The organism is Nocardioides guangzhouensis (assembly GCF_004519545.1).
GTDB lineage: Bacteria > Actinomycetota > Actinomycetes > Propionibacteriales > Nocardioidaceae > Nocardioides > Nocardioides guangzhouensis.
Genome location: NZ_SDKM01000011.1, coordinates 108,238 through 123,728 on the forward strand (window position 1 = coordinate 108,238; position 15,491 = coordinate 123,728).

The 15,491-nt window shown below is 72.2% G+C and carries 17 protein-coding genes and 1 tRNA gene; 10 read left to right on the top strand and 8 right to left on the bottom strand.

Translation table 11 applies throughout. From position 1 onward, the window contains the following. Together EKO23_RS09360 and EKO23_RS09365 are read left to right on the top strand one after the other, a co-directional pair. The gene (locus EKO23_RS09360; protein ID WP_134716518.1) at window positions 1-966 is read left to right on the top strand and encodes an electron transfer flavoprotein subunit alpha/FixB family protein; all 966 of its coding nucleotides are present in this window, start codon (window positions 1-3) and stop codon (window positions 964-966) included. Between the two features lie 141 nt (window positions 967-1,107). Then, on the top strand, window positions 1,108-1,308 hold the full coding sequence (locus EKO23_RS09365) for a hypothetical protein (RefSeq protein ID WP_134716520.1): 201 nt from the start codon (window positions 1,108-1,110) through the stop codon (window positions 1,306-1,308). A gap of 68 nt (window positions 1,309-1,376) precedes the next feature. Here the strand turns inward: EKO23_RS09365 and EKO23_RS09370 are convergent, their stop codons facing one another. After that, a complete protein-coding gene (locus EKO23_RS09370; RefSeq protein WP_246050990.1) occupies window positions 1,377-2,816 on the bottom strand; it encodes a lysyl oxidase family protein in 1,440 nt (479 codons plus the stop codon). Between the two features lie 158 nt (window positions 2,817-2,974). Between EKO23_RS09370 and EKO23_RS09375 the strand changes: the two genes are divergently transcribed. The 5 genes from EKO23_RS09375 (at window position 2,975) to rsfS (ending at window position 6,025) form a co-directional block, all read left to right on the top strand. Continuing rightward, complete coding sequence (locus tag EKO23_RS09375) at window positions 2,975-4,237, top strand: glutamate-5-semialdehyde dehydrogenase (RefSeq protein ID WP_134716524.1); 1,263 nt, start codon at window positions 2,975-2,977, stop codon at window positions 4,235-4,237. A gap of 137 nt (window positions 4,238-4,374) precedes the next feature. Then, window positions 4,375-4,833: a hypothetical protein gene (locus EKO23_RS09380; protein ID WP_134716526.1), complete on the top strand. Its 459-nt coding sequence runs from the start codon at window positions 4,375-4,377 to the stop codon at window positions 4,831-4,833. 21 nt (window positions 4,834-4,854) lie between these two features. After that, window positions 4,855-5,004 (top strand): hypothetical protein, encoded by a 150-nt coding sequence (locus EKO23_RS25175; protein ID WP_167880397.1) that lies wholly within the window; start codon window positions 4,855-4,857, stop codon window positions 5,002-5,004. Window positions 5,005-5,006: 2 nt separating this feature from the next. After that, window positions 5,007-5,651, top strand: coding sequence for a nicotinate-nucleotide adenylyltransferase (gene nadD / locus EKO23_RS09385; RefSeq protein ID WP_134716528.1), 645 nt, complete (start codon window positions 5,007-5,009; stop codon window positions 5,649-5,651). Then, window positions 5,648-6,025, top strand: a complete 378-nt coding sequence (gene rsfS, locus EKO23_RS09390; RefSeq protein WP_134716530.1) for a ribosome silencing factor — start codon at window positions 5,648-5,650, stop codon at window positions 6,023-6,025. The genes nadD and rsfS overlap by 4 nt, the downstream gene beginning before the upstream one ends. A 27-nt stretch (window positions 6,026-6,052) precedes the next feature. Here the strand turns inward: rsfS and EKO23_RS09395 are convergent, their stop codons facing one another. Further along, window positions 6,053-6,541 (bottom strand): beta-class carbonic anhydrase, encoded by a 489-nt coding sequence (locus EKO23_RS09395; protein WP_134716532.1) that lies wholly within the window; start codon window positions 6,539-6,541, stop codon window positions 6,053-6,055. A gap of 172 nt (window positions 6,542-6,713) precedes the next feature. On the opposite strand from EKO23_RS09395, the gene EKO23_RS09400 reads away from it, so the two are divergent. Then, a tRNA-Ala gene (locus EKO23_RS09400) sits at window positions 6,714-6,789 on the top strand. Window positions 6,790-6,870: 81 nt separating this feature from the next. Continuing rightward, a complete protein-coding gene (locus tag EKO23_RS09405) occupies window positions 6,871-7,236 on the top strand; it encodes a hypothetical protein (protein ID WP_134716534.1) in 366 nt (121 codons plus the stop codon). 11 nt (window positions 7,237-7,247) lie between these two features. Here the strand turns inward: EKO23_RS09405 and EKO23_RS09410 are convergent, their stop codons facing one another. From EKO23_RS09410 to EKO23_RS09435, 6 genes are read right to left on the bottom strand one after another with little or no spacing between them, the layout of a single operon-like run. Further along, entirely contained in the window at window positions 7,248-8,021 is a 774-nt protein-coding gene (locus tag EKO23_RS09410) for an FAD:protein FMN transferase (protein WP_217702552.1), read from the bottom strand. Then, a complete protein-coding gene (locus EKO23_RS09415; protein WP_134716536.1) occupies window positions 8,018-8,488 on the bottom strand; it encodes an FMN-binding protein in 471 nt (156 codons plus the stop codon). Before EKO23_RS09415 ends, EKO23_RS09410 begins: the two co-directional genes overlap by 4 nt. Before the next feature lie 52 nt (window positions 8,489-8,540). Continuing rightward, window positions 8,541-9,959 carry a ferredoxin reductase family protein gene (locus EKO23_RS09420; protein WP_134716538.1) on the bottom strand — a complete coding sequence of 473 codons (1,419 nt, stop codon included), beginning with the start codon at window positions 9,957-9,959 and terminating at the stop codon, window positions 8,541-8,543. Continuing rightward, the gene (locus tag EKO23_RS09425; protein ID WP_134716541.1) at window positions 9,889-11,505 is read right to left on the bottom strand and encodes a flavin-containing monooxygenase; all 1,617 of its coding nucleotides are present in this window, start codon (window positions 11,503-11,505) and stop codon (window positions 9,889-9,891) included. Before EKO23_RS09425 ends, EKO23_RS09420 begins: the two co-directional genes overlap by 71 nt. Before the next feature lies 1 nt (window position 11,506). Then, the gene (locus EKO23_RS09430; RefSeq protein ID WP_134716543.1) at window positions 11,507-12,268 is read right to left on the bottom strand and encodes an SDR family NAD(P)-dependent oxidoreductase; all 762 of its coding nucleotides are present in this window, start codon (window positions 12,266-12,268) and stop codon (window positions 11,507-11,509) included. Between the two features lie 35 nt (window positions 12,269-12,303). Then, window positions 12,304-12,687 carry a hypothetical protein gene (locus tag EKO23_RS09435; RefSeq protein ID WP_134716545.1) on the bottom strand — a complete coding sequence of 128 codons (384 nt, stop codon included), beginning with the start codon at window positions 12,685-12,687 and terminating at the stop codon, window positions 12,304-12,306. Window positions 12,688-13,003: 316 nt separating this feature from the next. On the opposite strand from EKO23_RS09435, the gene leuS reads away from it, so the two are divergent. Further along, on the top strand, window positions 13,004-15,487 hold the full coding sequence (gene leuS, locus EKO23_RS09440) for a leucine--tRNA ligase (protein ID WP_134716547.1): 2,484 nt from the start codon (window positions 13,004-13,006) through the stop codon (window positions 15,485-15,487). Window positions 15,488-15,491 lie beyond the last annotated feature (4 nt).

Genomic DNA, 15,491 nt, shown 5'->3' on the forward strand with positions numbered 1-15,491 from the left:
ATGTCCGAGATCCTGGTACTCGTCGATCACGTCGACGGAACTGTGCGCAAGACCACGAACGAGCTCCTCACCATCGCCCGCCGCTTGGGCGAGCCGTCGGCGGTGTTCATCGGCTCCGGCGAGCCGCCGGCCGACGCGCTGAAGAAGTACGGCGCGGAGAAGGTCTACGCCGTCGACGACGCGGAGATCAGGGGCTACCTGGTGGCCCCGAAGGCCGAGGTGCTCCAGCAGATCGCCGAGAAGACGTCCGCCGGAGCGGTGCTGATCTCCTCCTCCTACGAGGGCAAGGAGATCGCGGCCCGGCTGGCGATCAAGCTCGAGTCCGGGCTGATCACCGACGCCGTCGACGTGCAGGCCGGCGACGCTGCCAGTGGGGGCGGTCCGGTGACCACCCAGAGCGTGTTCGCCGGCAACTACACGGTCCAGGCGAAGGTCACCCAGGGCACCCCGATCATCACGGTGAAGCCCAACGCGGCCACCCCGGAGGAGGCCGCGGGCGCCGGGTCGGTGGAGCAGTTCGCCGCGACCGTCTCCGACGCCGCGAAGGCCGCGCAGATCGTGGCCTCCCAGCCGCGGACGGCGACCGGTCGCCCGGAGCTGACCGAGGCCGCGATCGTGGTCTCGGGCGGCCGTGGCACCGGCGGCAACTTCGAGCCGGTCGAGAACCTCGCCGACGCCCTGGGCGCGGCGGTCGGCGCCTCGCGGGCCGCGGTGGACTCCGGCTGGAAGCCGCACAGCTTCCAGGTCGGCCAGACCGGCAAGACGGTCTCCCCGCAGCTCTACGTCGCCAACGGGATCTCGGGCGCCATCCAGCACCGGGCCGGCATGCAGACCTCGAAGACCATCGTCGCGGTGAACAAGGACGAGGAGGCGCCGATCTTCGAGCTCGTCGACTTCGGGGTCGTCGGCGACCTGCACACCGTGCTGCCCGCGCTGACCGAGGAGATCAACAAGCGCAAGGGCTGAGCCTCCACCCGCTGTTCGTGAAGGATCCCCGGCACCCGGTGCCGGGGATCGTTCGCTGTCTGGACCGCTGCCGGGTTCACCCGCGCCGGGTGATCGTCGATGCCGCGGGAAGGGGCAGCATCGGTGACGGGTGGTGGTGTGATGACGAGCAAGAGCGCACCGAGCCGGGTCGCCGGAGAGCTGGCGGACCTGACCGGGCGGAGCGAGGCGGAGATGAAGCTGCTGATCGGGACGGCGGTCGGGGTCACCGTGGCGGTCGCGGCGGTCGGCGTGGTGCTGAAGGTCGCCGAAGGGCTGGTCGCGCTCGGGTCGACGCTGTCCCGGCGCACGGTCGGCGGCTGAGAGGGGGAGCAGCCCCGCCGGTGGCTCCGGCGAGGCGGCCCGTTCCCTGCGGTGCGCGCCGCGCTCCGTCAGAAGCTGCTGTCGTCGACGATCCCGACCTGCGACATCCGGACCGTGCGGTGGTCCGGCCGGCCGCCGATGTGGATCTTGCGCAGCGCCACGTTGTTCGTGGTGTCGGTCTCGGTCAGGTGACCGGTCGGGTTCGCCTCGACCGCCACGTAGTACCAGCCGTTGGGGACGCCCTTCAGGTTGAAGGACTGCCCGGCCCGGAACTGCATGTAGGTGTCGCCGCTGCCCTGCGAGAGCACCTCGCGCAGCGACAGGGTGTCGCGACCGCCGCAGGCCGAGCTCAGGTCGGTGTTCTCCGGCTTCCACTCGGCGCCCGGCACGGTGTAGTCGACCGCGTCGGTGTTGGCCAGGCAGAACGACTCCTTCTTCGACCGGACCACGGCCGACTGGTCGGAGGCCCGCAGCAGCCGGTACCGCGCGAAGTCGTGGAAGTGCCAGTGCTGGTGGTTGGCGGCGTGCCACTCCATCTCGCCCACGTGCGCGTACCCGGTCTGGTTGCCGTCGGCGTCGAAGAAGTACTGGTAGGCGTCCATCACGTCCTCGCCGGGGCGGCGGAAGCCGTCGACGACGAGCGGGCTGTCACCGGCGTTCCAGACGGTCGCCGAGAACCGCAGGAAGTTGCCGCCCGGCGCGATCGACATCCCGAACGCCGGCAGCGACTGCAGGTCCGGGGTCGGGCCGGCCACCACGCCACCAGACGCGCCCTTGGGGCGCCGGGCGTTCGGCCGGGCGATCGGGCTGCGGGGGGCGACCGGCTTGCGGAAGGACTCGTCCCCACCGTTGCGCACGCGCAGGGTGTACGTCGTCACCCGCTGGGCGTCGGACAGCCCGAACAGCTCGGCGTACCTCTCCGCGATCGCCACCCGGGCCGAGTAGCGGCCGGTCTTGAGGCGCATGGCCTGCTCGCCGGTCAGCGAGACCGACCAGCCCTCCTGGATGCCCTGCACCGAGCCCTTGGTGAACGGGTGCCACGGGCAGCCCCACGGGTACGGCGAGCGGGCGGGTGCGTCCGGGCGCATCCGCTGCGAATCGCCGTTCATGCAGTAGCGGCGGACCTTGTTGTAGACGATGTCCCCGGCCTTGTTGCGCAGCGTCATCCGGTAGAACCGTGGGAGCCCGCGGAAGTCCTTGAGCGTGCCCGCGGGCAGCGTGGTGGAGCCGCCGGGAGACCGCAGCTCGGTGACGATCGGGTCGGCGTACGACGTGCGGGTGGACCACAGCTCGACCGGAGCGGTGGTGGCGGCGAGCCGGGGACCGAGGTCGCCGTAGACCCAGCCGTCGTAGCGGTTGACGTCGACGACCGGGGCGACGACCAGCTCGACGGGAGGAACGGGGGCGGCGGCCGGAGCCGCGGTGCCCGAGGTGGTGACGGCGCCGGGCAGGCCGAGACCGGTGAGGGCCAGGGCGAGCAGCCCGGGCCGGAGGAGACTGCGCTTCACGGCACGTCCTTCCGAGAGTTGGTTCCCCGAGTGAGGTCGGGGAGACCGCCCCCCCGATCCCTCAGACGCCTCAGGCTGGATTTCGGTTGCCCTCTTCAGGAGGCGTTTTTCCCGAGACGGATACATCGGGCCCTGCGGGCCGGTCCTAGGCTGGAGCGGTGACCACCGGAGCCGACGTCGAGCAGCAGGTCCGGGCCGCCGCGGAGCGGGCCCGTGAGGCGAGCTACGGGCTGGCCCTGGCCACCCGGGCGGAGAAGGACCGGGCGCTGGGCGCGATGGCCGACGCGCTGCTCGCGCGGCTGGACGAGGTGCTCGCGGCCAACGCCGACGACGTACGCCGCGCGGAGGGCTCCGGCACCCCGGCCAACATCGTCGACCGGCTCCGGCTCGACCCGGACCGGGTCGCCGGGATGGCACAGGGCCTGCGCGAGGTCGCCGGGCTGCCCGACCCGGTCGGCGAGGTGGTCCGGGGGAGCACGCTGGCCAACGGCCTCGAGCTGCGACAGGTCCGGGTGCCGTTCGGGGTGGTCGGGATCATCTACGAGGCCCGCCCCAACGTGACCGCCGACGCGGCGGGGATCTGCCTGAAGTCGGGCAACGCGGCGCTGCTGCGGGGCTCGGCCAGCGCCCTGGCCAGCAACACCACGATCGTCGAGGTGCTGCGCTCGGCGGTCGAGGGCGCCGGGCTCGACCCGGACGCCGTCCAGCTGGTGCCGGGGGAGGGCCACGAGGGGGCCAAGGTGCTGATGCGCGCCCGCGGCCTCGTCGACGTGCTCATCCCGCGCGGCGGTGCCGGGCTGATCCGCAGCGTCGTCGAGGAGTCCACGGTGCCGGTCATCGAGACCGGGGTGGGCAACTGCCACGTCTACGTCGACGCGGCCGCCGACCTCGACAAGGCCCTGGCCATCGTGGTCAACGCCAAGACCCACCGCACCAGCGTCTGCAACGCGGCCGAGTCGCTGCTGGTGCACGAGGACGTGGCCGACGACTTCCTCCCGTCCGTGATCGACGCGCTGCAGGAGCGCGGCGTGACCATCCACGGCGACGAGCGGTTCGCGGAGTACGACGGCGTGGTGGCGGCGACTCCGGAGGACTGGGACACGGAGTACCTCTCGCTCGAGATCTCCGCGGCCGTGGTTCCCGACCTCGACGCGGCGGTGCGGCACATCCGGGCGCACTCCAGCAAGCACAGCGACGCGATCGTGACCGAGGACCTCGGGGCGGCGCGCCGGTTCACCGCGTCCGTGGACGCGGCGGCGGTGCTGGTCAACGCCTCGACCCGGTTCACCGACGGGGGCGAGTTCGGCTTCGGCGCGGAGATCGGGATCAGCACCCAGAAGCTGCACGCCCGGGGCCCGATGGGGCTCCCGGAGATGACCAGCACCAAGTACGTCGTGACCGGCGACGGGCACGTCCGGTAGCCGTCGGCGGGGCTGTACGACGCGGTCGACGCGGCACGCACCCACCCCGGGTCCCGGGTCCGGACACCCTCTCCGGGTAGCCTCTGGCCCATGCGCAGGACGGTGGGGGCCTGGGGGACCGTGGCCGGGAAACTGCGGTGAACCTCGTCTGGGCCACCCTCGGCTACTCGATCCTGTCGTCGGTCGTCCCCATCTTCAACATCGAGCTGTACCTCGCCGCGCTCGCCACGCAGGTCACTCCCGAGCAGGCGCTGCCGCTGGCGGTGATGGCCGGGATCGGGCAGGCGGTCGGGAAGTACGTCTGGTACTACGCGACCGTGCACTCGATGCGGGTGCCGATGATGCAGCGGTGGCTGGGCACGCCCAAGCGGCAGGCGCAGCTGACCCTCTGGGAGAAGCGGATCGCGGGTCGGCCCGGGCTCGCGGGTGGGGTCACGTTCCTCTCCGGCCTGGTCGGCATCCCGCCGCTGCTGGTCATGGGCGTCGCCGCCGGGGTGGTGCGCATGAACATCTGGCTGTTCATGGTGATGATCTTCCTCGGCCGCGGTCTGCAGTCGTGGCTGATCCTGGCGGGCCTCGCGACGCTGTTCCACTGAGCGGCCGGTAGGCTGCGGCCCATGTCGCTGACCTCTCTGACGATCGTGGCCGCCGAGGCCGCCGGCACCTCCGACGTCAACCCGTGGGCCGTGGGCGCGGTCGTGCTCGGGATCCTCCTCGTCCTCATGCTCGTGCTGCTCATCGTCGGCGCGGGGCGCGAACACAGCTGAGCATGGCCGACGCTGCCGTCGCGGCGCCTCGAGACGGTGCCCGGCGGCGCCGGGTCGGGGTGATGGGTGGCACCTTCGACCCGATCCACCACGGCCACCTCGTGGCCGCCAGCGAGGTGCAGTCCTGGTTCGACCTCGACGAGGTCGTCTTCGTGCCCACGGGCGATCCGTGGCAGAAGTCGGAGCGCGTCGTCTCGCCGGCCGAGCACCGCTACCTGATGACCGTGATCGCGACCGCCGCGAACCCGAGGTTCTGGGTGTCGCGGGTGGACATCGACCGGGCCGGCCCGACGTACACCATCGACACGCTCAAGGACCTCGGCGCCCAGCACCCCGACGCCGACCTCTACTTCATCACCGGCGCCGACGCGCTGGCCAACATCTTCACCTGGCGCGACGTCGACGAGCTGTTCGCGCTCGCGAACTTCGTCGGCTGCACCCGCCCCGGCTACACCATGGACTCCGCGCTCATGGAGAACCTGCCGGGGAACCGGGTGACGCTCGTCGAGATCCCGGCGCTCGCGATCTCGTCCTCGGACTGCCGGGAGCGCAAGCGGCGCGGCGAGCCGGTCTGGTACCTCGTGCCGGACGGCGTCGTCCAGTACATCGCCAAGCACGACCTCTATCCCGCGGGAGCAACTCCATGACCGCCACCGACCACGCCGTCGAGCTCGTCCACACCGCCGCCCGCGCGGCCTCCGACAAGCTCGCGAAGCAGATCATCGCCTTCGACGTCTCCGACCAGCTCGCGATCACCGACGCGTTCCTGCTCGCCTCGGGCGGCAACGAGCGCCAGGTGAAGGCGATCGTCGACGAGGTCGAGGACAAGCTTCGCGAGATCGGCGCCAAGCCGATCCGGCGCGAGGGCCTGCGCGACGGACGCTGGGTGCTCATCGACTACGGTGACGTCGTCGTGCACGTGCAGCACGAGGAGGAGCGCAGCTTCTACGCCCTCGAGCGGCTCTGGCGGGACTGCCCGGCGATCGACCTGCCCGCCGACGTGGCCTCGCACGAGCGCTGAGCCCCGGCACGGCCCGTCGGCGAAGCCTCAGACGACCTCGCGCAGCCGTCCGGTGGCCACGTCGAACACGAAGCCGCGCACCGCGTCGGTGTGGGGGATGTGCGGGTCGGTCTGGATCTTCTCGACCGAGCCCCGGACGTCCTCGTCGAGGTCGGTGAACGCGTGCGCCGTCCAGGCCGGCTCGATGCCGGTCTCGTCGGTGAGCGCGGTGGTGAGCTCCTGGTCGGTGAACGTGAGCATCCCGCAGTCGGTGTGGTGGATCAGGATGATCTCCCGGGTGCCGAGCAGGCGCTGGCTGATCGCGAGCGACCGGAGCTCGTCGTCGGTGACCACCCCGCCCGCGTTGCGGATCACGTGGGCCTCGCCCTCCTCGAGGCCGAGGATCCCGTAGACGTCGAGCCGCGCGTCCATGCAGGCGAGCACGGCGACGCCCCTGGCCGGCGGCAGGGGGAGCGGCCCCTCGAACTCGGCGGCGTACTTCTCGTTGTTCTCCAGGAGCTGGTCGGTGACGGACACGGCGATCCTCCTCGGGTCGACGACGGGTCGGGAGGACTAAAGTACATTAAGTTGACTAACACAGTCTGAATAGCGAGACGAGAGTCCTGGAGAGGGTCGATTTCGCGTCGTCGGGGGTGGCCCGCTAGGATTCCCGACGTTGTCCGGGAGCCGGTTCCCGGAGGCAGCCGATGGGGCTGTGGCGCAGCTGGTAGCGCACCTGCATGGCATGCAGGGGGTCAGGGGTTCGAGTCCCCTCAGCTCCACCATCGACACCGAAGGGCACCCCGCGCGGGGTGCCCTTCGTCGTTTCCGGGCGGGACCGCGCGGATCGCCCCGATACTCGGGACATGACCGCCTTCGCGCTGCGCCGCACCGTGCTGTGGCTCGCGGCCGCGGCGCTGTGCACGCTCGGCACGCTGGTGGGCTTCGCGGTGTGGGCCTTCGGGCTCGGGCACTACCTCGACGACCTGTGCCTCACCAGTCCCGAGGTGGACGCCCGCGAGTTCGAGGTGGTGCGCGGCCCCGTCGTGGACGGCCCCGTCAGCCTGCGCTGCGAGTTCCCCGGATCGGACCGCGCGCCCGTCGAGATCACCGACTGGTACCCCCTGCTCTGGACCCTGGGCTGCGCCCTCGGGGTCCTCGCCGGCGTGCTGGTCGTGGTGCTGCTGACCCGGCTGCTGACCCGGCCCCGGGCCGCGCCGGCCGGGGCCTGACGGGCCAGCGGTCAGCCCGGCAGGTCGAACGCGCGGTACGCCGGGGCGTCGCGGACGAACCGCTCCCGGGTGCCGGCGTCGCCGACGAACAGGGCGGTGGCCCACACGTCCGCCCAGAGCAGGGTGGGCCCGTGCACGGTGGTGGAGCCGGACCGGGCGACCATCCGGTCGGCGGCGGGGTCGTAGAGGTGTGCGCCGCGGGCCGCCGTGCCCGAGGTCGCGACCGCACCCCGGGTGACCGGGAGGGTGGCCGCGACCCGGGTCCGGTCGCGCGGGTCCTCGATGCCGATCCGCCACACCACGGCGTCGGGCCCGTCGTCGGGGAGGTCCGGGTGGGCTCCGACCACCAGGTCGCCGCCGGCGTTCACGCAGAACGACACCCCGGGCAGCTCGAGCAGCGGCACGGTGGCCCGGTCGACCGCCCAGCCCTTGACCAGCCCGGTCGGGTCGAAGAGCAGCTCTCCGTCTGCGGGCAGGAGCGTGGTGAACGCCCCGCCGGTCGTCCGGGCGGCCTCGGCGCCGAGCCGGACCGACTCGGGGACCAGGGGGTCGCAGTCAGCCAGGTCGACCTCGCCGCGGCGCAGCCGCATCACGTCCGAGCCGTCCTGCCAGGTGGAGAACACGCGGTCCATCGCGCGCACCGTCGCGAAGGCTGCGGCGACCGCCGGCTCCACGCGGTCGTCGTACGCGCCGGCGCCGCGGACGTGGATGCTGACCGGCAGCCCCATGACGTGCTCGACCCAGGCACGGCGGGGCGGGGCGACGGCGGTGCTCGCGGGGATCACAGCTGCGCCTGGTCGATCGCGGACTGCAGGGAGCCGATGTAGCCCTGCGAGGTGTACGTCGCGCCCGAGACCATGTCGATCGACGACGACTGCGCCTGCACGGTCTCCTGGTTGAGGATCGGCACCGCGTGCGAGTTGATCATCTGGTCGTGGCCGCCGGACCACGGCACCTGGAGCACCTCGCTGCGGGTGATCTGCCCGCCCTTGACCGTGATCTGCACCTGGACCGGGCCGTACGGCGTCATCTGGCTGTCGCCGGTGTAGGTCGCGGTTGTGCCGCCGGCGGTCGACCCGGACGTGCCGGACGTCCCGGAGGAGGAGCCGCCCGTGGTCTGGGAGCTGTCGTTGAGGTGCTGGATCGCAGAGCTGGTCGCGGTGCTCTGGGAGGTGCCGTGGGAGGTCTGGTAGCTGAACAGCAGGACCAGTGCGGTCAGCGTGCTCATGGCCCACAGGACGATGCGGCGCACGGGGTGTCTCCCTCGGGTCGGTGGTGCTGGGGTCGGTGTCGGTGGGTGGGTGTCAGTACGCGAAGCGCTCGTGGTGCAGCGCCTCGGGCGCCACGCCGGCGGCGCGGGCGGCCTCGAGCACGTGCTCGATCCAGGCCGGCGGGCCGCAGACGAACACGTCGCGGTCGGCGACGTCGGGGACCAGGGCCCCCAGCGCCTGCCCGCCGGTGAGGCCGGAGCCGGCCGGGTGCCAGTCCGGATGGCGCGGGTCGCGCCGGCCGACCAGGCCGTGCACCCGGGCGCCCCGGGAGCGGGCCAGGTCGACGACCTCGTGGGCGAGGACCGCGTCCTCGGGGCGGCTGACCCGGTGGATCACCACGGTCGTCTCGGGGCCGGGCGGCAGCTCCTCGAGCAGCGCCCGCAGCGGCGTGATGCCGATGCCGGCTCCGATCAGGACGGTGCCGCGCCGGACCTTGGTGCCGGCGTGGAGCCGGCCGTAGGGGCCCTCCACCAGCACCTTGGTGCCCGGGCGCAGCGACCGCAGCCGGGACGAGCCGTCGCCGACCGCGTCCGCGGTGATCCGCAGCGACCGGCCGTCGGGGGCGGCGGAGAGCGAGTAGGGGTTGGCGCGGGTGGCGCCCTGGCCGTCGAGGAACCGCCAGTGGAAGAACTGGCCCGCCCGTACCCGCAGCCGGTGCAGGTCGCGGCCGGTCACGTGGACGGTGGTGACGGTCGGCGACTCGTGCACGACGTGGCTCACCACGAGCCCGTGCCGGGCCGACCGGACCAGGGGGACCGCCACCCGGTAGACGAGCACCGCGGCCAATGCCGCGCCGTACAGCCCCCACCAGAAGACACTCGCCACCGGGCTGGAGGTGAAGTCGCGACCGGTCCACAGCTGGTGGGGCAGCGCCAGGCCGGCGCCGAGGTAGGCGTAGAGGTGGAGCAGGTGCCACGACTCGTAGCGCAGCCGCCGTCGGGCGGCCCGCAGGGAGGTCACCACGACCATCACCAGGGCGACCGTGCCGGCGGTCGCGAGGAGGATGCCGGGGGAGAACCGGATCTGGTCCCACAGCGTGCCGACGAAGCCGCGCGAGGTGCCGGCGGCGTAGCCGGCCACGATCAGCACGATGTGCGCCAGCATCAGGTTGAACGACGTGAAGCCCACGAGGCGGTGCACGCGGGCCAGCTCGTCCTGGCCCCAGGCCTGCTCGACCACGGGGATCCGGGCCATGAGCAGGACCTGGAGCAGCAGCAGCACCGAGGCCACCAGCCCGGCGACCCGGCCCAGCGATGTCAGCGCGTCGCCGGTGTTGCCGAACGCGGTCAACCCGCCGCCCGCGACCCACAGCGCCACCACGAACAGGACGAGGAGCCAGGCCACGGCCCCGGTCAGGTCACGCCACCAGGAAGGAGTCCGGTCAGCCCGACGCCGGAGGGCGTGCGGCGGGACCGGGGCGGCGCCCGTCGCGGGACTCGTGTGCAGGCTCATGTCCCCGAGGTTGGCTGCCGTCCCTGTGCGTCACCTGTGAACCACGCGTGGAGCCTGTGTGAGCGGCCGGTACGCCGTCACGGTGGCCGATGCGGAAGTCCGCGGGGTCGAGGACCGCGGTCCGCTCGGCGTACTCCCGGACCAGGCCCGGCCAGTTGGTGACCACCCGACCGCCGTCCGTGCGGTACCAGCTGGCGCAGCCGGACCAGACGCTGTCCCGCAGCCGGCCCTGCACCTCGGCGTCGTAGCGGGCCGCGACCTCGGGGCGTACGTCGAGCACGGCGCCCGCCGCCACCCGCTGCACGGCCTGGCGGAGGTAGCGGGCCTGTGCCTCGATCATGCCGAGGATCGAGCTGCCGCCGAGGTTGGTGTTCGGCCCGTAGACCAGGAACAGGTTCGGGAAGCCGGGCACGGTGATGCCGAGGTGGGCGTGCGCGCCGTCGGCCCAGGTCTCGCGCAGGTCGCGGCCACCGGTGCCGAGCACCTCGAGCGGGGCCAGGAACTCGGTCGCGGCGAAGCCGGTGCACCAGACCACGACGTCCACGGGGTGCCGGCGACCGTCCTCGGTCCGCAGCCCGTCCGGCTCGAAGGAGGTGACCGGGGAGGCGACGAGGTCGACGTGGTCGCGGTCGAGGGCGGGGTACCAGTCGTTGCTGAACAGCACCCGCTTGCAGCCGAACGGGTCCGGTGGGACCAGCCGCTGCCGAAGCCCGGGGTCACGCACCTGCCGCCGCAGCCGCAGCCGCCACACCCCGATCAGCAGCTTCCGCAGGGGACCGTCGTTGGTGAACGTCGCGTTGAAGCGCTCGGTGATCCAGAAGGCCAGCCTCCGCCCGGCGTCCTGCGCGGCGGGGAAGCGTCGGTAGACCCGGCCGTGGATGCGGGTGTAGGCCCGGTCCGGCTTCGGCAGGACGTACGGCGCGGAGCGCTGGAAGACGGTCAGCGCGGCGACGTCGTCCACGATGCCGGGAACGACCTGGATCGCGCTGGCGCCGGTGCCGACCACGGCGACCCGCTTGCCGCGCAGGTCGACCGTGTGGTCCCAGCGGGCGGAGTGGAAGGCGCGGCCCGCGAAGTCCTCGTGGCCGGGCACGGCCGGCTCCACCGGCCGGGAGAGCTGGCCCAGCGCCGGGACCACGACGTCCGCCGCGATCTCCTCCCCGGCGGCGGTCCGCACCGTCCAGGCGCCGGCCGCGTCGTCGTACGCCAGGCCGGTGACCTCGACGCCGGTCCGCACCCTCGCCAGCGCGCCGGACTCCGCGGCGGTGCGCTCGAGGTAGGCGAGGATCTCCGCCTGCCCGGAGTAGCGGCGCCCCCAGTCGGGGTTCGGCGCCCACGACCACGAATAGAGCGGCGAGGGCACGTCGCACGCGGCGCCCGGGTAGGTGTTGTCGCGCCACACCCCGCCGACCGCGTCGGCGCGCTCGAGGACGGTCACGTCGGAGAACCCGGCGCGCAGCAGCTCGGCGGTGACGCCGAGGCCGCCGAAGCCGGCACCGATGACGACGACGCGTGGCGGACGGCCGTCGCGGGGGAGGGAGGCCACGTCAGGCGATGGTGAGGCCGCCGTCGACCGGCAGCGTCTGGCCGGTCACGTATCCCGAGGCGTCCGAGGCGAGGAACACCACCGTCGCGGCGAGCTCGGCCCCCTCGCCCATGCGCCCGGCGGGCACCCGCTGCAGCACGTGCTCGAGGTAGCCCGGCGGGTAGGTGTCGGTCATCTCGGAGACGAAGAAGCCCGGGGCGATCGAGTTGACGCGGATCCCCTTGCGTCCGGTCCACTGCTGGGCGAGGTCGCGGGTCAGGCCGTTGAGCCCGGCCTTGCTCGCGGAGTACGCCGCCTGCGGGAGGCCGCCGGTGGTGAGGCCGAGCACCGAGCTGATGTTGATGATCGAAGAGCCGGGCTGCATGACGCGGCCGGCTGCCTGGGCCATCCAGTAGCAGCCATTGAGGTTGACGTCGATGACCGAGCGGAACTGCTCCGGCGTCTCCTTGGCGGCGGGCACCGCGGTCCCGACGCCGGCGTTGTTGACCAGCACGTCGACCCGGCCGAGATCGGCCATCGCGGCGTCCACCAGTGCCTGGCACTGGGTGGGGTCGGACACGTCCGTGGCCACCGTGAGCACCCGCCGGCCGGCGTCCCGGACCAGCTGCGCGGTCTCCTCGAGCTTCTCCAGGCGGCGGGCGCCGAGCACGAGGTCGGCGCCGGCCTCGGCCAGTCCCCGGGCGAACGCGACGCCGAGACCGCTCGAGGCGCCCGTCACGATGGCGACCTTGCCGTCCAGCCGGAACATGTCGTTGACAGTCATGCTGTCAAGGTAGCCGAGCCGGTGCCCGGAGCACCTCAGGGCTTCCAGAGGATGGGCTCGCCGCTGTCGTCGTCGTGCGCGTCGCCGCCGGTGTAGCGCACCGCGGTCAGGTCACCGCCGGTGAAGGCCGCGACGGAGACGCAGAGGTCCACGCTGGTGCCGGCGGTCAGCGTGCTCGTGTCGACCTTGTCGTCGCAGCCGTCCTCGACGTTGAAGATCGTCGTCTCACCGGCGGAGTCGAGCGCGTCGAACTCGAGGCTCGGCAGCAGGAACGCGCCGCTGAGGTCGGTGACCGCGGTGAGCGTGACCTGCACCCGGTACGACGTGGTCACGCCGCTGTCGGTGTCGGTGCCCGGACCGACCGAGGTCACGGTGTACTCCGCGAGGGCGGGGGAGTCGGAGATCGCGTCGAGCTCCACGGTCGCCGGCTCGCCGTACGCCAGCTCGGTGCCGGGAGCGGGGTGGCCGCCAGGGCGGTGGCGAGGGCCGGGACGCGAGCGCGTATGGAGGGGTCTGTTCTGCGTGGAGGCGCGGTCCGGGGATACCCACGCGCCGTGACCGTCAAACAGCGGCTACCATGGGCGCATGCACACGTCGGCCCAGCTTCTCGGCCAGCCGCGCTGATCGCACCAGCAGACGCTGAGTGATCACGCGGCCACCCCTCCCTGCGAGGGGTTTTTTCATGCCACCAGCACACCCCCGGCCGGGAACGCGACGAGGAGAAGGAACAGCACGATGAGCGAGCAGGACGAGCGGGCGACCTACGACATCGAGTCGACGCAGGCCAAGTGGCGGAAGATCTGGGACGAGTCGGACCCGTTCACCGCCCACGACGACTCCGCGCGCGAGAAGCGCTACGCGCTGACGATGTTCCCCTACCCCTCGGGCGACCTGCACATGGGCCACGCCGAGGTGTTCGCGCTGCACGACGTGGTCGCGCGCTACTGGTGGCAGCGCGGCTACGAGGTGCTGAACCCGATGGGCTTCGACTCCTTCGGGCTGCCCGCCGAGAACGCCGCGATCAAGAACGACGAGCACCCCGCGACGTACACCTACGGCAACATCGAGACCTCGATCCAGTCGTGCCGCAACTACGCGCTGTCGTTCGACTGGAGCCGCACCTTCAACACCTCCGACCCGGAGTACTACCGCTGGACCCAGTGGCTGTTCCTGAAGTTCATGGAGCGCGGCCTGGCCTACCGGAAGAACTCCCCGGTCAACTGGTGCCCCAACGACCAGACCGTGCTGGCCAACGAGCAGGTCGTGGACGGGCACTGCGAGCGGTGCGGCGCCGAGGTCACCAAGCGCGAGCTGACCCAGTGGTACTTCCGGATCACCGAGTACGCCGAGGAGCTGCTGTCCGACCTGGACGTGCTGGCCCCGACCTGGCCGGACCGCGTGATCACCGCGCAGCGCAACTGGATCGGCCGCTCCGAGGGCGCCCACGTCGACTTCGCGGTCGACGGCCGGGACGAGCCCATGACGGTCTACACGACCCGCCCGGACACCATCTTCGGCACCACCTTCATGGTGGTCGCGGTCGACTCCCCGCTGGCCGACGAGCTGGTCACCGACGCGCAGCGCCCCGCCTTCGAGGCCTACCGCGAGGAGACCCGCAAGGAGACCGAGATCGAGCGGCTGTCGACCGACCGGCCCAAGACGGGCGTGGACCTGGGGGTGACCGCGACCAACCCGGTGACCGGCGACCGGATCCCGGTCTGGGCGACCGACTACGTGCTGGCCGACTACGGCACGGGCGCGGTGATGGGCGTCCCCGGCGGCGACCAGCGCGACTGGGAGTTCGCCACCGAGATGGGGCTGACGATCATCCGCACCACGCAGCCGCCGGCCGACTTCGAGGGGGAGGCGTTCCACGGCGAGGGCCCGGCCATCAACTCCCCGGCCCCGGGCGTGGACTCGCCGCTGGACATCAACGGCCTGTCCGTGGCCGAGGCCAAGCGCGCCACCATCGCCTTCCTGGAGGAGCAGGGCTCGGGCAAGGGCGCGATCAACTACCGGCTGCGTGACTGGCTGCTGTCGCGGCAGCGCTACTGGGGTGCGCCGATCCCGGTCGTGCACTGCCCCGAGCACGGCGAGGTGCCGGTGCCCGAGGACCAGCTGCCGGTACGGCTGCCCGAGCTGCGCGGCGCCGACCTGAAGCCGAAGGGCGTCTCGCCGCTGGCCGCCGCCACGGACTGGGTGCAGACCACGTGCCCGACCTGCGGTGGGCCCGCGACCAGGGACACCGACACCATGGACACGTTCGTGGACTCGTCCTGGTACATGTTCCGCTACTGCTCGCCGGACGACGAGACCCAGGCGTTCGACACCGACCTGGTCAACCAGTGGATGCCGTGCGACATCTACATCGGTGGCGTCGAGCACGCCGTGCTGCACCTGCTGTACGCCCGGTTCTTCACCAAGGTGCTGGCCGACATGGGCCTGGTCGACTTCCGGGAGCCGTTCTCGGCACAGCTGAACCAGGGCTTCGTCATCAACCGCGGCAAGAAGATGAGCAAGTCGCTGGGCAACGGCGTCCGATTGGGGGACCAACTTGCGGAGTTCGGAGTCGACGCGGTTCGCCTGACCCTGGTCTTCGCCGGCCCGCCGGAGGACGACATCGACTGGGCCGACATGTCCCCGAACGGGTCGCTGCGCTTCCTGCAGCGTGCCTGGCGCCTGAGCGGTGACGTCACCTCCGCCCCGGGCACCGACCCGGCCGGTGGTGACGTCGCCCTGCGCCGGGCCACCCACCGCGCGCTGCACGACGCGGCCGAGCTGGTCGAGCTGCACCGCTTCAACGTGATGGTCGCCAAGATCATGGAGCTGGTGAACGCCACCCGCAAGGCGATCGACAGCGACCCCGGACCGGGCGACCCCGCCGTGCGCGAGGCCGCGGAGGCGGTGGCGATCATGCTGTCGCTGGTCGCGCCGTACACGGCGGAGGAGATGTGGGAGCGGCTGGGCCACCAGCCCTCGGTCGCGCGCGCCGGCTGGCCCGCGGTCGACGAGGCGCTGCTGGTCGAGGAGTCGGTCACCGCGGTCGTCCAGGTCCAGGGCAAGGTCAAGGCCCGCCTGGAGGTCGCGCCCGACGTCTCCGACGCCGACCTGGAGGCCGCCGCGCTGGCCGACCCGGCGGTGCAGCGGGCGCTGGACGGAAAGGCCGTGCGCAAGGTCATCGTCCGGGCGCCGAAGCTGGTCAACATCGTCGCCGGCTGACCCG